We start from the raw sequence: 15,434 nt of genomic DNA on the forward strand, positions 1-15,434 counted from the left end.
GTGTGCAGGATCTCACGCACCCGCGCCTGGCGGCGGGCGACGGCCTTGCGCTCCGGCATGCCCGGCGAGGCGACGATCTGCGGGGGCACGCCCTCGATCTCCTCGACACCGCCGGCATGCTGGCCGGCGTCCAGGGCGGCCTGCTCTTCGGCCATCGTCGCCTCGTCCTTCTCCTCGGACATGCCGATCGGTCCGATCCGGCGACCGTTGAGGAACTGCCGCACGACGGGCTCGTCGCTGGTCAGCAGCACCTCGCGCGGGCCGAACATGACCAGCTTGCGGCGGAACAGCATGCCCATGTTGTCCGGCACCGTGCGGGCGATGTTGATGTTGTGGGTAACGATCAGCACCGTGGCGTCGATCTGGGCGTTGATGTCGAGGATCAACTGGCTCAGGTAGGCGGTACGGACCGGGTCCAGACCGGAGTCGGGCTCGTCGCAGAGGATGATCTGCGGGTCCATCACCAGGGCGCGGGCCAGGCTGGCGCGCTTGCGCATACCACCGGAGATCTCTCCGGGGAACTTCTTCTCGTCGCCGCCGAGACCGACCAGGGTCAGCTTCTCCATGACGATGTCACGGATCTCGCCTTCCTTCTTCTTGGTGTGCTCGCGCAGCGGGAAAGCCGCGTTGTCGAACAGGTTCATCGATCCGAACAGGGCGCCGTCCTGGAACATCACACCGAACAGCGTGCGGATCTCGTAGAGCTCCTTGGCCGTACATTGCAGGATGTCCGTGCCGTCGATGACGACCGAGCCGCGCTCGGGCCGCAACAAACCGATCAAGGACTTCAGGAACACGGATTTGCCGGTACCCGACGGCCCCAGCAGGACGCTGACCTCCCCGGCGGGGATTTCCAACGTCACGTCTTCCCAAATCCTCGAGGAGCCGAAGGACTTCGTCAGTCCATTCACCTCGATAGCGACGCCCATGGGGAATCCTTCCGTCGACACTCGTGCCCGCCACCTGCCCTTTTGTGTGGCATGAGTCACTGTAGCGCACGGCTGCCACACGGCATCAGGGATGCGGAGCACTGCCGGGAAAAATTGGCCGTCCTGAGATCAGCCGGAAGCCCCGATGGCACAACTTATTTGACGCACGTGTTAGCCAACCGTTAGCCAGTGGGCGCCCAGTTGCCGTGGAAGCCCATCGGCACCCGCTGCGGCAGGTGCACGGTGGCGACCTGCTCGAGCGTCTGCGCGTCCAGCAAGAGCAGTTGGCCCTCGTCGTGCTCGCGGTGATAGCCGAAGCCGATCAGGATGCCGTCATCCTCGGCGCGGGGTGTGGGATTGGGCACAAAGGACATCTCGCCGAGCAAAAGGCCGGCATCCAGGCCGGCGGCCGCGCAAGAACCCGTGGCGTAGTCGTGTTTGTACAGTGCGGTGGTCATCTCGGCCGCCCCGCCGGACAGGTAACCGCCCTCGGTGCCGATGGTGTAGCCGTACCGGTGCCGCCCACCCAACAGCGACTCGTTGATCCGTGGGAATTCCTGTGGACGATCGTCGCGGCGCTCGCTGGTGACCGCCCCGGTGGCCAGGTTGACGGTCCAGCGGTCCAGCGTCGGCAGGCTGTCGCCGGGACCGCGCAGGTCGCGGTCGAACATCCGCGAGTAGCGCACCACGTCGAGCACCAGAACCTCTGCGCCAGCACGCATCTCGGAGTAGGCGTTGAGCGGGTGGTAGACGTAGCAGGGTTCGATGTCGAACCAGCGGATGCCATCCTTGCCCGCATTGCTCCCGTGGCCCTCCCTCGGCATGACGCCGATGCGCGCTTGGTAGCCGGGGTTCCAGCGGTAGGGCATCCGGTTGATCGGCTCGCGATTGCGGTTGATCACGGTCGTCATCGGGCTGGGCACCCGCACGCGTCCGATGAGCGACTGCAGCACCAGCCGGGCCGGCAGACTCAGCCAGCGCGGCACGTTGGTCGGCATCACCTGCACGGGGTCGAAGGTCACCGGCAGGTCGTAGATCACCACGTATTTGTCGGTCAGCGAGAAGTCGTGCATCATCGGCGACCCGCCGACCTCGATGTCCACCGTGCGCCGAGCCCGGCCGGCGGTGTCGATGACCGAGTACTGCACGGTGCGCCCGCGGGTGAACGAGTAGGAGACGGCGTGCAATTCGCCGGTCCGCGGATCGGCGTGCGGATGTGCGGTGTAGCCCCCGAACAACGTCCCGTCGAAATCGCAATGCCCCTCGGTGTCCAACTCGTCGGTCAGGCGGTAGTTCGTCCCGCCCCCCTCGACGAGCGCGAGGGTTTGTCCGGCATGGCTCAGCACGTTGGTGTTGGGCCCGACGGAGAGCATGCCCGCCCGCGGGTCCAATCCGCTGGGCGCCGGCTCGCCGAGTTCGGCGCAGACGTGGGCGGTGCGCACCCACCGGTTGCGATACCAGCGCGCCTCGCCGCCGCGCAGCGCCACCCCGTGCACCATGCCGTCGCCGCTGAACCAGTGGTAGACGGCCGGGTTCACCTCGGCGACCGGGTTGGGCCCGTTGCGCAGGTAGCGCCCGTCGAGGTGGTCGGGGATGTGCCCGGTGACGCGCAGGTCGTGCGCGGTGACCTCGGTGCGCACCGGCGCGAGAAAGTCCTCGAGGTAGGGATTGCCGGGCTTGACGGGTGTCGCAGTCGCCATGACTGAGCTCCTATAACATTGTTATTTCAGCGTTATTGGCACGGTACGCCGCCGATGAGAAGATGGCAACGATGACTTCAGACGTTCAGCGCAGCATCCGCGAGGGGATGCTGCACGCGGCGGTCGCCCTGCTCGACGAGGACGGACCCGACGCCCTGCAGACCCGCAAGGTGGCCGGCGCCGCGGGGACCTCCACGATGGCGGTCTACACCCATTTCGGCGGGATGCGCGGGCTCATCGCCGAGGTGGCCGAGGAGGGCCTGCGCCAGTTCGACGCCGCGCTGACGGTGCCGCGCACCGACGACCCGGTCGCGGACCTGTTCGTGATCGGGGCGGCCTACCGCCGCTACGCCATCGAGCGCCCGCACATGTACCGGCTGATGTTCGGCAGCACCAGCGCGCACGGCATCAACGCACCCGCCCACAACGTCCTGACGCTGACCGTCGCCGAGATCGAGCGGGACTACCCGAGCTTCGCGCACGTGGTGCGCGGAGTGCACCGCTGCATGGTGGCCGGCCGGATCGCCGCCGGCGCCGCGACCGACGACGCGTCCGTGGTGGCCACCGCGGCCCAGTTCTGGGCGTTGATCCACGGGTTCGTCATGCTGGAGCTGGCCGGCTATTACGGCGCTGACAGCTCGGCCGTCGTGCCGGTGCTCGGCTCGATGACGTCGAACCTGCTTGTCGCCCTTGGTGATTCACCGGAGCGGGTTACCCGCTCGCTGCACACGGCGATGCAGGGGCGCTGAGCGCACGAAACCCCCGGGATCGCCATCCCGGGGGTTTGGTGCGCAGTGACTTACTTGACGGTGACGGTGGCGCCGGCGGCCTCGAGCTTGGTCTTGGCCTCGTCGGCGGCCTCCTTGGCCACCTTCTCCAGCAGCGGCTTGGGGGCGCCGTCGACCAGGTCCTTGGCCTCCTTGAGGCCCAGGCCGGAGACGATCTCGCGGACCACCTTGATGACGCCGATCTTCTTGTCGCCGGCGGCCTCGAGGATGACGTCGAACTCCGACTGCTCCTCGGCGGCCTCGGCGGGCGCGCCACCGGCGGCGCCACCGCCGGCGGCGGCAACGGCGACCGGGGCGGCCGCGGTGACCTCGAAGGTCTCCTCGAACTTCTTCACGAAGTCGGAGAGCTCGAGCAGGGTCATTTCCTTGAACGCGTCGAGCAGGTCGTCAGTGGACAGCTTTGCCATGGGTGTGGGTCCTTCCTTGTTTTTCCCAGGTTCCGGGGTGGTTGTTATTCGGCTTCGGCCGGGGTTTCCGGCGCCTCAGCGGGTGCTTCCGAAGCGGGTTCCGGGGTGGATTCCGCGGCGGGCGCGGGCTCTGCCGGAGCTGCTGGCCCCTCTGCGGCCTTCTTCTCCTGCAGAGCGGCCGCCAGGCGGGCGACCTGCGACGCCGGAGCGTTGAACAGCCCGGCCGCCTTGGCCAGGTTGCCCTTCATCGCGCCGGCCAGCTTGGCCAGCAGCACCTCGCGCGACTCGAGGTCGGCGATGCGCTCGACTTCGGCGACCGTCAGCGCACGGCCGTCCATGTAGCCGCCCTTGATGACCAGCGCCTTGTGTTCCTTGGCGAAGGTCTTGATCGCCTTGGCGGCGTCGACCGGTTCCCCGGTGACGAAGGCGATGGCCGTCGGGCCGGCGAAAAGCTCGTCGAGCCCCTCGACCCCGGCCTCCGAGGCCGCCCGCTTGACCAGCGTGTTCTTGGCCACCGAGTAGGTGGCCGCCCCGCCCAGCGAGCGCCGCAGTTCGGCCAGGTTGGCGACGGTCAGACCGCGGTATTCCGTGATCAGGGTCGCGGTCGATTCCTTGAACTGCTCGGCGATGTCTGCAACGGCGGTGGCCTTGTCAGCCCTGGCCATGCCTACCTCCTGAAGTGAAAGTCAATGCGACGTGTCGTCTCGATCCCCCGCAAGAACGACGAACGCCCCGGCGCAGAAGCGGCCGGGGCGTGAAAATGCGCCGGCGCGAGCCGGCGCTGATGCCTCGTCCTCCTGCGTGGGCCGCCGGGATGCTCCCGGACCTTCAACCGATTGCTCGGTGACCGACGGTCTTCGGTGGATCGGCCAACAGAATAGCGCGACCTGGCGCGGTCAGCCAAAACGGCGGACTCAGGTGACGGCGAGGGCCAGCAGCACGAACACCGCCAGCAGCAGGATCACCCGCACGCGGTGCCGGCGATCCCAGCGGGCGGCGAGCTCACGCGAGAGCTCACCGGTGCTGGGCCACTTCGCGATGCGGTTGTTGATCGGCACCAGCAGGGCGACCGTCGACAACACCACCACGGCCATCAGGCCCGCGGCGACGCCGCAGAGCCAATCGCGTGGGGCGCCGCGCTCCTGGACCGCAAGCGACACCAACAGCAGCAGGACGATGGCGTACCAGAAGGGCATCGTCGTGCCCAGCGCCCGGCCGGCGCCGCCGCGCGCCGCCCGGAAGGCGTCGTCGGGCAGCCGGGCGATCAGCGGGTGGAAGAACACCGCGACCGCCAGCTCCACACCGACCAGCAGCCCGGTGACCACGACCGCGAGGGCGTCGATGCTGTGGTTCATGACAATGACCTTGGCATGAAACCCGCGTGGGGTCAGCCGAGGCCCGCGAGCCGGGCGGCGCCGATCAGACCGGCCGCACCGCCGAGTTCCCCCGGCACCACCCGCAGCCCGGACAAGAAGTCCAGGCCGGCGTATTCGGCGAGCTTCGCGCGCAGCGGGTCGAAGAGCAGCGGCCCGGATCTGGCGACGCCTCCCCCGATCACCACCAGGTCCAGATCGCACACCGCACCGACGGAGGCGATCATCGCGGCAAGCGCGTTGGCTCCGCGCTGAAACGCCCGCTGCGCCAACGGGTCTGATGCCGCGGCGGCGGCCAGGTCGCTCGCGCCGGCGCCGGCCGGCGCGGACCATCCGTTTTCCCGCGCCCAGCGCACCATCCACGGCCCGGACGCGACGGTTTCGACGCAGCCGTGCCCGCCGCAGGTGCAGGGCCGGCCATCCAGCTCGACCACCACGTGCCCGACGTGACCGGCGTTGCCGGTGCGCCCCGAGTAGGGGACGCCGTCGAACACCAGGCCGCCGCCCACCCCGGTGGAGACCACCATGCCGAGCAGGAATCGGGCGTCGGGCCCCGCCGTTTTGCCCGCTCCAATCCAGTGCTCCCCCAACGCCATACAGACGCCGTCGCCGGCCAGAACCACCGGCAGCCCGGGCACCGCCGCGGCGACCCTGTCGCGCAACGGGAACCGGTCCCAGCTGCCGATGTTGATGGGGCTGACGGATCCGCTGCGCAGATCGATGGGCCCGGCCGACGCGATCCCCACCGCGGTGACGGCGGCGTCCGCCGTCCCCAGGGCGTCGGCGATCGTCGCTTCGACGGCGGCCCAGACGTCGTCGGGGGCGGTCGTGACCGGAGTTGGGCGGATGGCGGTGTACACCAGCTTCCCCCCCGAATCCACCAGTCCCGCAGCGATTTTCGTGCCGCCGATATCCAGCGCGAGGGTGAGCATGGCGCTCAGTGCCGGTGGGTGTTGTCGGGTTGCCGGGGGTCACCGGGATGCTCGTAGCCGGGCGTCAGCTCCACCAGCGCGGCGCGCCGCTCGTCCAGCCACAGCCGGAATGCGCGGCGCCGCGCGGCGCCGCGCAGATGCCCTTCGATCGCCGGGCGCACCTCGTCCAGCGGCGGCGCGGCCAGCGCCGGTGTGCGCCAACCGTGTTCGCCCGATAACGGCGCGGCGAACCGCAGCGGGTTGCGGGCGTGGTAGGCGGCCACCTCGGCGTCGCCCACTTGCACCGCCGCGGTGACATCGGCGAACAGCGCCCGGGCACGCGGGTCGGCCAGCACGGCCGCGGCGACGCTGCCGATCTCCAGCCGGGCGGTCACGTCGGGCAGCAGCTCGGCCTCGGATGGGGCGCCGCTCGCGGTCAGGCCGCGCGCGGCCGCCTCCACGGCGACCACCCGCTCGGTGACGATCAGCTGGGTCAGCCACCGCCGCAGTTGGCGGCCCTCGCTGGTGCCGGTGACCGGCAGGGCGGCCGCATCGCGCCCGGCGCGCAGCCGCGCCTCGGCGGCGTCGAGCACGCCCGACGGTACGGGCAGGCCGGCCACGGTCGCGATCCGGTCTGTGCTCATGTCACCGTCACCTTCACCGCCGGCGAGTAGACCAGCCGGCCGGCGCAACCGACCCGCACCAGCGCCCACCACTGGCCGGGGGCCAGCCAGGCCGGCGGGGTCAGCTGGAAGACTAAGTCGACGGCGCCGCGGGCGGGCAGCACCGCGCCGAGCGCGGCGGGACCCATCCACTCCCAGGTGCCCCACGGGCTGATCAGATGGGCCTCCAGCGCCAGGTCGGCCCCGGCGTGGCTGCCGACCGTGACCGTCAGGTCGCCCGCGTCGCCGGGTGCGAGCGTGACCTCGGCGGGGCCGCCGCCCAGGAAGATCAGGTCGCCGGGCTCGCCCACCGTCACCACGCACACGTCCTCGACGGGCTGTCGCCAGGAGGCCGGGACGCCTTCGCCGGCGACGCGCAGTTCGGCGCGCACCGGGTAGCGCCCGGGTGGGGTGCCAGCCGGGACCCTCAGCACCACGTCGGTGTGCAGGTGATCGCCGGCGCCCAGGGTGAAGGGCAGGTGGGCGGGCGTGGCCGTCCAGCCGTCCGGACACCTGAGGGTGACGGCGCCGGGAAGGGTGGCGTCGGTGCTGTCGCTGGCCGCGGTGAGCCGCAGCGTCACCTCGTCGCCGGGTTGGGCGGTCAGCTGCACCGGGTGCAAATGGGCGACCGCCGGCAGCCCGCCGAGGGGCGCGGGGCCGCGATTGTGCAGCCAATACCGCGCGTACAGCGGCTGCGCGGCCTCGGCGTGCGGGGCCGGCGCGGCGGCGCCGGTCGCCGCCCGGGACGCGTCGAACCGGGCCAGCACGGTCGCCACCTCATAGCCGTGCAGCTCGACCGACGATACGGGTTCGGCGCGCGATTCCAGCAGGTCGGCGCGGTGCAGGCTGGTCAGCGTCGCGACGTCGGACTTAAGAACGACGGGCGTGCCCGCGCCGGTGGTCTCCACCAGGCGCAGGGCGACCGCGTTCGGGTCCAGCGGCGCCGCGCTGCCCGCGGTCAGCGGATTGCCGGCCACCTTGAGGGCGGCCAGCTGTACCGATTCGGCGGGCTCGACGCGCAGCAGCGACCCGGCCGGCGGGAGCGCGCCCCCGCGGCGGTCCGGCGTGACGGCGAGCAGCGGCTGGGAGAACTGCGCACTGTGGGTGGCGATCCGGGCGCGCCGCCAGTCACCCGCCGCGCTGACCAACGCGTAGTCGAAGTGGTGCGTCCAGTGCTGCAGTTGGAAGTTGGAGCCGTCCGGCGCGGTGCGGCGCGGGTCGTCGATCCAGATGCCCGACGGCCAACCGGTGCAGGACCGCATCAGCGCGGTGTGCAGGGTGCCCTCGGTGTCGACGGCGAAGCTGGGCACCCCGCGGTTGAGCAGGGCGACGGTGCGGTCCTCGAAAGCGCCCGTTTCTGCCGCCGCTTGCTGGGCGACGGCGATCTCGGCGTCGCCGAGGTCGTCGACCACCGCGGCGATCGCGGCCCGTAGCTGGTCGTCGTCGCCGCCGTCGATGATCAGCACCGGCAACGCCCGCGGCGGACGCAGGTCGGCGTCGGGCACCCACACCGCGTCCAGCGGCGTCTCGGCGGGCACCCACACGAGGGCCCGGCCGGTCGCCGCCAACTGGCGGTCCAGCTCCTCGGCGTGCGCCGGGGCCTCGGCCAACACGGCCGCGGCGAAGGCGTTGCGACCGGGCCCGCCCAGCGCGATGCGCGCGTCGGGCAGGTTGGAATCGACTGCGAGGTTGCCGTAGCGCGGCTTGTCGGCGCCGCCGCAGGTGGCCGTGACGCCGGCGCGGACCAGCGCGACCATCAACTCCCGGGCCAGCGGCCCCGACAGCGTCTCCGTCGGCGACACCACCTCGGCGACCGCTATCGCCCGCACGTCGGCGCCCGAGATTCGGACCCGGGCCGCCGAGGACAGGCCGAACCAGCCGTACGCCGGGTTGTCCAGGGTCCACAGGTGCTGGGCGGTGTCCATGGCGCGCGATCCGTCGTGCAGCAGGGCGAAACCGCGGCCGATGACGGCGTCGCCCACCTCGCTGATCGGCATGGCGCCCGGCACCGGGCACGGCCAGCGCAGCCGCACCAACTGGTCGGCGCCGGTGAACTCGTCGATCGTGGTGCGGCAGTCCACCCGCGCGACCCCGCGCCACAACGTCAGGGTTTGGGTGTAGCGCAGCAGCGACCCGATCCGGCCCCGCACCACCAGCCGCTGACCCAGCGGCCCGTGCCAGGCCCGCACGTCTGCGGGGCCTTCCGACGAGCACACCATCGGCCCCTTGGGCAGCAGATGCCACGGGCCCTCGCCCTGGCTCGGGTGCGCCGGGTATTCCTCGTAGACGGCGAGCTCGTTGCCCACCCGCCCGGCTGCCATCAGTTCGCGCCCGTCCTGGATCAGCGAGGCGACGCCCCCGCCGCGCACCGGGTCGACCTCGATCCGGTAGTGCTCGTTGCGGATCGCCGTTCCCGGCACCGGTTCCCAGCCGGCCGGTTCGCCGCCTTCACCGGGGACCAGCCGGTAGGCCCGCCAACCCAGCGACGGCACCTCGCCGGCCAACCAGCTGACCGACCGCCCGCCGTGCTCGACGTGCGCCGCCAGCTCGGCACCGTCGGCGTCGAGCACCCGGACCCCGGCGCCGACCGGCCGGTCGAGGTGGGCGGTGACGACGTCGGTGCGCGGACAGCTCAGCGGATTCCACACGATCACGTCGCCCCCGCCCCCGCCCACGGCGCCGGACAGCAGGGCCAGCGAGCTGTCGCGGGCCGCGCGGCCCAGCTCCCAGGCGTCGCGCCACCCGGTCAGCAGGTCCAGGTACACCTGGTCGGATTCCGACCCGGTGATGGCGTCGTGGTGCGCGCCGTAGGCCAGCTGCACCCACGCCTTGGCCAGCGCGGCCTGCGGGTAAGGGGCGCCGGTCAGCGGCCCGGCGAAGACCGCGAAACGCTCGGCCGCCAGGACGGCGGTCTCGGCGGCCCGGTTGGCCTGCTTGGTGTCGATGTAGGACACGTCCTTGCCGGTGTAGATCGGGTTCATGTCCCGGGTTTGCGGCGACGGCACGCAGTCGCGCCGCCCCAGCTCGGCGCGCACCGCCGCGAAGAACTCGCTGGGCAGCGCGCACACGAACCGCGGCCACGTGTAGCGGGCGGCCCAGTCGCGGTGGATCTCGGTGACCCACTTGTTGGGCGGGGTGTAGTCGGTGCCGACCGGCAGCAACACGTTGCGGGTCAACGCGACCTTCTTGAGCTGGTCGAAGAGCTCGCACGTCGCCTCCTCGGCCTCGCCCAGCGACGCCGCGGAGTCCATCCACCACCCCGCCGAATAGTGCGCCGGCATGTAGTGGGTAAGCAGCCCGCGGCCCGACGGCGAGATCCATTCGAACTCGCTGGCGAACTGCATGCGCTCCACGTCGCCGTCGCCCAGCGCGGGACCCCACTGGTGGTGCGGTCCCCTGGCCCACGAACTCGACGTCAGCCCGGCATCGGCGGCCATGCCCGGGAACTGCGGGTCGTGGCCGAACACGTCCAGCTGCCAGGCGGTCGCCGGGTCAGCCCCGACGACGTGGCGCTGAAAACCCATGCCGTGCACCAGGTTGCGAATCGTCGTTTCCGGGCTGGTGAGGTTGGTGTTGGGTTCGTTGTAGGTGCCGCCCATCACCTCGACGCGGCCCTGGTCGATGAACCGGCGCAGGTCGGCCCGGTCTTCGGGGCGGGTGTCCCAGTACGGCTTGAGATAGTCGACCTCGGCCAGCACGAACTTGTAGTCGGGATCGCGGCGCGCCATCTCCAGATGGGCGTGCACCAGGTCGAACCCGTTGCGCTGGCGGGCCCGCCCCGGCGGGTCCTCGGTCCACTCGCTGGTGTAGGCGCCCTGGGTGTTCCACCACACCGGGTCGTAGTGGAAGTGGCTGACCATGAACATCGTCCAGCCGGGCTCGGCCACGGTGAACTCGAACGGCAGCCGCTGGCCGCCGACGTGCGCCCGCGCCGGCCGGCGTTGCCCGACGACGGGACCGTGAACGGTGACGGGGACCTCGACGACCTCGTCGCTGAGATCGGCGACCGCTTCGCCCGTCAGCCCGTCCCCGTCGATGCGGACCGACGTCGGCCCGCTCACCCCCGCGAGGGTGACCCGCACCAGCTGCAGCGGGGTGTCCGGCGGTCCGACGAACAGTTCGGTCGAGGCCACCGAAGTCACCTGCATGCCCGCACCTTACGGCGACGCGGGGTTGCTGGAAAGCTGACCGTCATGGCGGATTTGACCACCCAACTGGCCGATCAACTCGACTGGCACTGGCACAACCAATTGCGCCCGCGCCTGGACGGCCTGACCGACGACGAGTACTTCTGGCAGCCCGTGCCCGACTGCTGGACCGTGCATCCGGACGGGTCGATCGATTTCGCGTTCCCGGCGCCCAGCCCGGCACCGTTCACCACGATCGCGTGGCGCATGGCGCACGTCATCGTCGGCGTATTCGCGATGCGTGCCCATCACCATTTCGGCGGACCGCCGGCCGACTACCAGAGTTGGGACTATGCGACCGAGGCCGCCACCGCGCTGCGGCAGCTCGACGAGACGTACGCGAGGTGGATCACCGGCGTGCGCTCGCTGTCCGCCGCCGACCTGACCCGCCGCTGCGGCGCGGCCGAAGGGCCATACGCCGACTACCCGCTGACCGAGCTGGTTTTGCACATCAATCGAGAAGCGATCCATCACGGCGCCGAAATTGCTTGCCTGCGCGACCTTTACGTCCACAACAGGAAGGATTGACATGCCCGCCCTCGCCCCGCCGGTGGCCGACGAACGCAGCGCCCTGCGCGAATTCCTGGCCTATCACCAGAGCGCGTATTTCGCCGTCAGCCACGGCCTCACCGACGATCAGGCCCGCTCTACGCCCTCGGTCAGCGCGCTGTCGATCGGCGGGCTGGTCAAGCACGCCACCGGCATGCAGCGCACCTGGATGGCGCGGGTGGCCGCCGCGCCCGGCGCGCCGCCGAAAGACCCCCGTCCGTTCGAGCAGATCAGCAGGGAGTTCGCCGATCAGCACGTGATGCGGCCCGACGAGACGCTGGCCGGGCTGCTGGACGCGTTCAGGGCCCAGAACGCGACGACGCTGCGGCTGGTGGAGTCCGCGGACCTGGACGCCGCGGTGCCCGTCCCGCGGGACATCCCGTGGTTTCCCAAGGACCAGCGGGCCTGGTCGGTGCGCTGGGTGATCCTGCACGTGATCAACGAGCTGGCCCGGCATGCCGGGCATGCCGACATCATCCGGGAGACGATCGACGGCGCCACCATGTACGAGCTGATCGCCGCGCGGGAGGGCTGGGCGATCGAGGGCTGGGTGCAGCCCTGGAAACCCGGCGATAGCGGTGAGCGCCCGGGTTAGAGGATTGGGACTCATCCGCGCCCATTTGGCACACTGCACTGATGAGCTCTACCAAACACCGAGAGGGGGCCAAGCTCGACCGGGTGCCGTTGCCGGTCGAAGCGGCCCGGGTCGCCGTGACAGGTTGGCAGGTCACCCGCACCGCCGCTCGCATCATCACCAAGCTGCCGGGTCGCGGCCCGTGGCAGCAGAAGGTGATCAAGCAGCTCCCGCAGACCTTCGCCGACCTGGGGCCGACGTACGTCAAATTCGGACAGATCATCGCGTCCAGTCCCGGGGCGTTCGGCGAATCGCTGTCCCGCGAGTTCCGCGGCCTGCTCGACCGGGTACCGCCCGCCGACTCCGAGGAAGTGCACAAGCTTTTCGTCGAGGATCTCGGCGGCGACCCGTCCGAGTTGTTCGCCAAATGGGACGAGACGCCGTTCGCGTCGGCGTCGATCGCGCAGGTGCACTACGCCACCCTGCACACCGGCGAGGAGGTCGTCGTCAAGATCCAGCGCCCGGGCATCCGGCGCCGGGTCGCGGCCGACCTGCAGATCCTCAAGCGTTTTGCCCAGGCCGTCGAACTGGCCAAGCTGGGCCGCCGGCTCTCGGCGCAAGACGTGGTCGCCGACTTCTCCGACAACCTGGCCGAGGAGCTGAACTTCCGGCTGGAGGCGCAGTCGATGGAGGCGTGGGTGGCGCACCTGCACGCCTCCCCGCTCGGCAAGAACATCCGGGTGCCGCAGGTGTTCTGGGACTTCACCAGCGACCGCGTGCTGACGATGGAGCGGGTGCACGGGATCCGCATCGACGACGTCGCCGCCATCCGCAAGGCCGGGTTCGACGGCACCGAGCTGGTGAAGGCGCTGCTGTTCTCACTGTTCGAGGGCGGGCTGCGGCACGGGTTGTTCCACGGCGACCTGCACGCGGGGAACCTCTACGTCGACGACCAGGGTCGCATCGTCTTCTTCGACTTCGGGATCATGGGCCGCATCGATCCCCGCACCCGCTGGTTGCTGCGCGAGCTGGTGTACGCGCTGCTGGTCAAGAAGGACCACGCAGCGGCGGGCAAGATCGTGGTGCTGATGGGCGCCGTCGGCACCATGAAGCCGGAGGCCGAGGCCGCCAAGGATTTGGAGAAGTTCGCCACCCCGCTGACCATGCAGACCCTGGGCGACATGTCCTACGCGGACATCGGCCGGCAGCTGTCGGCGCTGGCCGACGCCTACGACGTCAAGCTTCCCCGCGAGCTGGTGCTGATCGGCAAGCAATTCCTCTACGTCGAGCGGTACATGAAGCTGCTGGCGCCCAAGTGGCAGATGATGTCGGATCCGCAACTGACCGGCTATTTCGCGAACTTCATGGTCGAAGTCAGCCGCGAGCACTCCTCCGACATCGAGGTATAGGAGCTTTTCTGGTGCAGGTCCGCACGGGGCATGCCATTTCCGGCGATCTGAAGCTGTATTACGAGGACATGGGCGACATCGACGACCCGCCCGTCCTGCTCATCATGGGCCTGGGCGCCCAGCTGCTGCTGTGGCGGATCGCGTTCTGCGAGAAGCTGGTCGGCCACGGTCTGCGGGTCATCCGGTACGACAACCGCGACGTCGGCCTGTCCAGCAAGACCCAACACCGCAGCTCGGGTCAGCCGCTGGTGGTCAAGTTGGTGCGGTCCTGGCTGGGTCTGCCCAGCCGGTCGGCCTACCGGCTCGAGGACATGGCCGACGACGCCGCCGCCGTGCTGGACCAGCTGGGGATCGACCGCGCCCACATCGTCGGGGCGTCGATGGGCGGCATGATCGCGCAGATCTTCGCCGCGCGATTCCGGGAGCGGACCAAGTCCCTCGCGATCATCTTTTCCAGCAACAACTCGGCGCTGCTGCCGCCGCCGGCCCCGCGTGCGTTGCTGGCGCTGCTCAAGGGCCCGCCGCCCGACGCGCCGCGCGAGGTGATCATCGACAACGCGGTGCGCGTCGGCAACATCATCGGCAGCCCGCGCTACCGGGTGCCCGAAGAGCAGGCCCGCGCCGAGGCCGCCGAGGGCTACGACCGCAACTACTACCCGCAGGGCGTCGCGAGGCATTTCGGGGCGGTGCTGGGCAGCGGCAGCCTGCGTCGCTACAACCGGCAGACCACCGCCCCCACGGTGGTGATCCACGGCCGGGCGGACAAGCTGATGCGGCCGTTCGGTGGCCGCGCCGTGGCGCGGGCGATCGATGGCGCCCGATTGGTGACATTCGACGGCATGGGCCATGATCTTCCACAGCAGTTGTGGGATCAGGTGATCGACGTGTTGACGAAAAACTTCGACAGGGCCGGTTAGCCAAAATCATTCGGTAGAAACGCATCCCCGCGATTTTCAGTCCATGTCGCAGGGCTGTACGGTTGGCACAGAAGGGTGGGTGTCTCAATTGGCCAAGCTGAAGCCGTATTACGAAGAGTCGCAGGCAACCTACGACATTTCAGACGACTTTTTCGCGCTGTTCCTGGACCCGAACATGGTGTACACCTGCGCCTACTTCAAGAACGACGACATGACGCTGGAAGAGGCGCAGCTCGCGAAGATCGATCTGGCCCTGGACAAGATGAATCTCGAGCCGGGGATGACGGTGCTCGACGTCGGGTGCGGCTGGGGCGGTGCCGTGGTCCGTGCGCTGGAGAAATACGACGTCAATGTCATTGGCATCACGCTGAGCCGGAACCACTACGCGCGCACCAAGGCGCGGCTGGCGGCGATCCCGACAACCCGGCGGGCCGAGGCCCGGCTGCAGGGGTGGGAAGAGTTCGACGAGCAGGTCGACCGGATCATCAGCTTCGAGGCCTTCGACGCGTTCAAAAAGGAACGTTGGCCCGCGTTCTGGGATTGGGCATATAAGACCCTTTCGGAGGGCAGCCGCATGCTGATGCACAGCATTTTCACGCATCCGCAGTCGCACTGGAAGGAGGTCGGCATCAAAATCACGATGTCCGACCTGCGTTTTCTGCATTTTCTCGGCAAGGAGATTTTCCCGGGCGGGCAGATGTGCGGCGAACCCGATATCGTCGACCTTTCCCAGCAGGCAGGTTTCTCGCTCGAACACACCCAATACCTGCGGCCGCATTACGCGCGCACGCTGGACATGTGGGCGGCCAATCTCGAGGCGAATCGCGACCGCGCCATCGCCATCCAGTCCGAAGAGGTCTACGACCGCTTCATGCGCTATCTGACCGGCTGCGCGGAGCTTTTCCGCAAGGGCATCTCCAACGTCGCCCAGTACACCCTCACCAAGTAGCGGCCGGCCCCGGCCAGCACGACCGGCCGGGCCAACGTCTTAGGTTCGGCTGGGTGGACGTCAACCAGTTCACCCTGGA

General features: G+C 69.7%; 14 protein-coding genes. 6 read left to right on the plus strand and 8 right to left on the minus strand.

Annotated elements, in window-relative coordinates; genetic code table 11:
* A partial coding sequence (locus tag A5622_RS21795) for an ABC transporter ATP-binding protein (protein WP_066881157.1) occupies nt 1-929 on the minus strand: 929 nt, incomplete at its 3' end.
* Between the two features lie 182 nt (nt 930-1,111).
* A complete protein-coding gene (locus tag A5622_RS21800; protein WP_066881159.1) occupies nt 1,112-2,629 on the minus strand; it encodes a carotenoid oxygenase family protein in 1,518 nt (505 codons plus the stop codon).
* 71 nt (nt 2,630-2,700) lie between these two features.
* Here A5622_RS21800 and A5622_RS21805 point away from each other — a divergent pair, with 71 nt between their 5' ends.
* Nucleotides 2,701-3,378 (plus strand): TetR/AcrR family transcriptional regulator, encoded by a 678-nt coding sequence (locus A5622_RS21805; RefSeq protein WP_066881192.1) that lies wholly within the window; start codon nt 2,701-2,703, stop codon nt 3,376-3,378.
* A gap of 50 nt (nt 3,379-3,428) precedes the next feature.
* Here A5622_RS21805 and rplL read toward each other — a convergent pair whose 3' ends face one another.
* The 6 genes from rplL to A5622_RS21835 all read right to left on the minus strand — a co-directional run bounded on the left by rplL (nt 3,429) and on the right by A5622_RS21835 (nt 10,918).
* Nucleotides 3,429-3,824, minus strand: coding sequence for a 50S ribosomal protein L7/L12 (gene rplL / locus A5622_RS21810; RefSeq protein ID WP_066869254.1), 396 nt, complete (start codon nt 3,822-3,824; stop codon nt 3,429-3,431).
* Between the two features lie 44 nt (nt 3,825-3,868).
* Nucleotides 3,869-4,489, minus strand: a complete 621-nt coding sequence (gene rplJ, locus A5622_RS21815) for a 50S ribosomal protein L10 (protein WP_066869251.1) — start codon at nt 4,487-4,489, stop codon at nt 3,869-3,871.
* A 249-nt stretch (nt 4,490-4,738) separates the two neighbouring features.
* The gene (locus A5622_RS21820) at nt 4,739-5,179 is read right to left on the minus strand and encodes a DUF1772 domain-containing protein (RefSeq protein WP_066869246.1); all 441 of its coding nucleotides are present in this window, start codon (nt 5,177-5,179) and stop codon (nt 4,739-4,741) included.
* A gap of 32 nt (nt 5,180-5,211) precedes the next feature.
* On the minus strand, nt 5,212-6,129 hold the full coding sequence (locus A5622_RS21825; protein WP_066869243.1) for an ROK family protein: 918 nt from the start codon (nt 6,127-6,129) through the stop codon (nt 5,212-5,214).
* A gap of 5 nt (nt 6,130-6,134) precedes the next feature.
* A complete protein-coding gene (locus tag A5622_RS21830; protein ID WP_066881160.1) occupies nt 6,135-6,752 on the minus strand; it encodes a malonyl CoA-ACP transacylase in 618 nt (205 codons plus the stop codon).
* On the minus strand, nt 6,749-10,918 hold the full coding sequence (locus A5622_RS21835; protein ID WP_066881165.1) for an NEW3 domain-containing protein: 4,170 nt from the start codon (nt 10,916-10,918) through the stop codon (nt 6,749-6,751). Before A5622_RS21835 ends, A5622_RS21830 begins: the two co-directional genes overlap by 4 nt.
* Nucleotides 10,919-10,963: 45 nt before the next feature.
* On the opposite strand from A5622_RS21835, the gene A5622_RS21840 reads away from it, so the two are divergent.
* The 5 genes from A5622_RS21840 to A5622_RS21860 all read left to right on the plus strand — a co-directional run bounded on the left by A5622_RS21840 (nt 10,964) and on the right by A5622_RS21860 (nt 15,355).
* Complete coding sequence (locus tag A5622_RS21840) at nt 10,964-11,485, plus strand: DinB family protein (RefSeq protein WP_066869233.1); 522 nt, start codon at nt 10,964-10,966, stop codon at nt 11,483-11,485.
* Nucleotides 11,486-11,507: 22 nt separating this feature from the next.
* Entirely contained in the window at nt 11,508-12,101 is a 594-nt protein-coding gene (locus A5622_RS21845; RefSeq protein ID WP_066869485.1) for a DinB family protein, read from the plus strand.
* A 41-nt stretch (nt 12,102-12,142) separates the two neighbouring features.
* The gene (locus A5622_RS21850) at nt 12,143-13,489 is read left to right on the plus strand and encodes an AarF/ABC1/UbiB kinase family protein (protein WP_066881167.1); all 1,347 of its coding nucleotides are present in this window, start codon (nt 12,143-12,145) and stop codon (nt 13,487-13,489) included.
* Between the two features lie 8 nt (nt 13,490-13,497).
* Nucleotides 13,498-14,406: an alpha/beta fold hydrolase gene (locus tag A5622_RS21855; RefSeq protein ID WP_197505230.1), complete on the plus strand. Its 909-nt coding sequence runs from the start codon at nt 13,498-13,500 to the stop codon at nt 14,404-14,406.
* A gap of 88 nt (nt 14,407-14,494) precedes the next feature.
* Entirely contained in the window at nt 14,495-15,355 is an 861-nt protein-coding gene (locus tag A5622_RS21860; RefSeq protein WP_066881171.1) for a cyclopropane mycolic acid synthase family methyltransferase, read from the plus strand.
* Nucleotides 15,356-15,434 lie beyond the last annotated feature (79 nt).

Source organism: Mycobacterium sp. 1245801.1, assembly GCF_001673055.1.
In the GTDB taxonomy this organism is placed as follows: Bacteria; Actinomycetota; Actinomycetes; order Mycobacteriales; family Mycobacteriaceae; genus Mycobacterium; species Mycobacterium europaeum_A.

Bases quoted from the DNA above. Each gene is read 5' to 3' on its own strand.
- A5622_RS21800 (WP_066881159.1), bottom strand. From the start codon at position 2,629: ATGGCGACTGCGACACCCGTCAAGCCCGGCAATCCCTACCTCGAGGAC.
- A5622_RS21805 (WP_066881192.1), top strand. From the start codon at position 2,701: ATGACTTCAGACGTTCAGCGCAGCATCCGCGAGGGGATGCTGCACGCG.
- rplL (WP_066869254.1), bottom strand. From the start codon at position 3,824: ATGGCAAAGCTGTCCACTGACGACCTGCTCGACGCGTTCAAGGAAATG.
- rplJ (WP_066869251.1), bottom strand. From the start codon at position 4,489: ATGGCCAGGGCTGACAAGGCCACCGCCGTTGCAGACATCGCCGAGCAG.
- A5622_RS21820 (WP_066869246.1), bottom strand. From the start codon at position 5,179: ATGAACCACAGCATCGACGCCCTCGCGGTCGTGGTCACCGGGCTGCTG.
- A5622_RS21825 (WP_066869243.1), bottom strand. From the start codon at position 6,129: ATGCTCACCCTCGCGCTGGATATCGGCGGCACGAAAATCGCTGCGGGA.
- A5622_RS21830 (WP_066881160.1), bottom strand. From the start codon at position 6,752: ATGAGCACAGACCGGATCGCGACCGTGGCCGGCCTGCCCGTACCGTCG.
- A5622_RS21835 (WP_066881165.1), bottom strand. From the start codon at position 10,918: ATGCAGGTGACTTCGGTGGCCTCGACCGAACTGTTCGTCGGACCGCCG.
- A5622_RS21840 (WP_066869233.1), top strand. From the start codon at position 10,964: ATGGCGGATTTGACCACCCAACTGGCCGATCAACTCGACTGGCACTGG.
- A5622_RS21850 (WP_066881167.1), top strand. From the start codon at position 12,143: ATGAGCTCTACCAAACACCGAGAGGGGGCCAAGCTCGACCGGGTGCCG.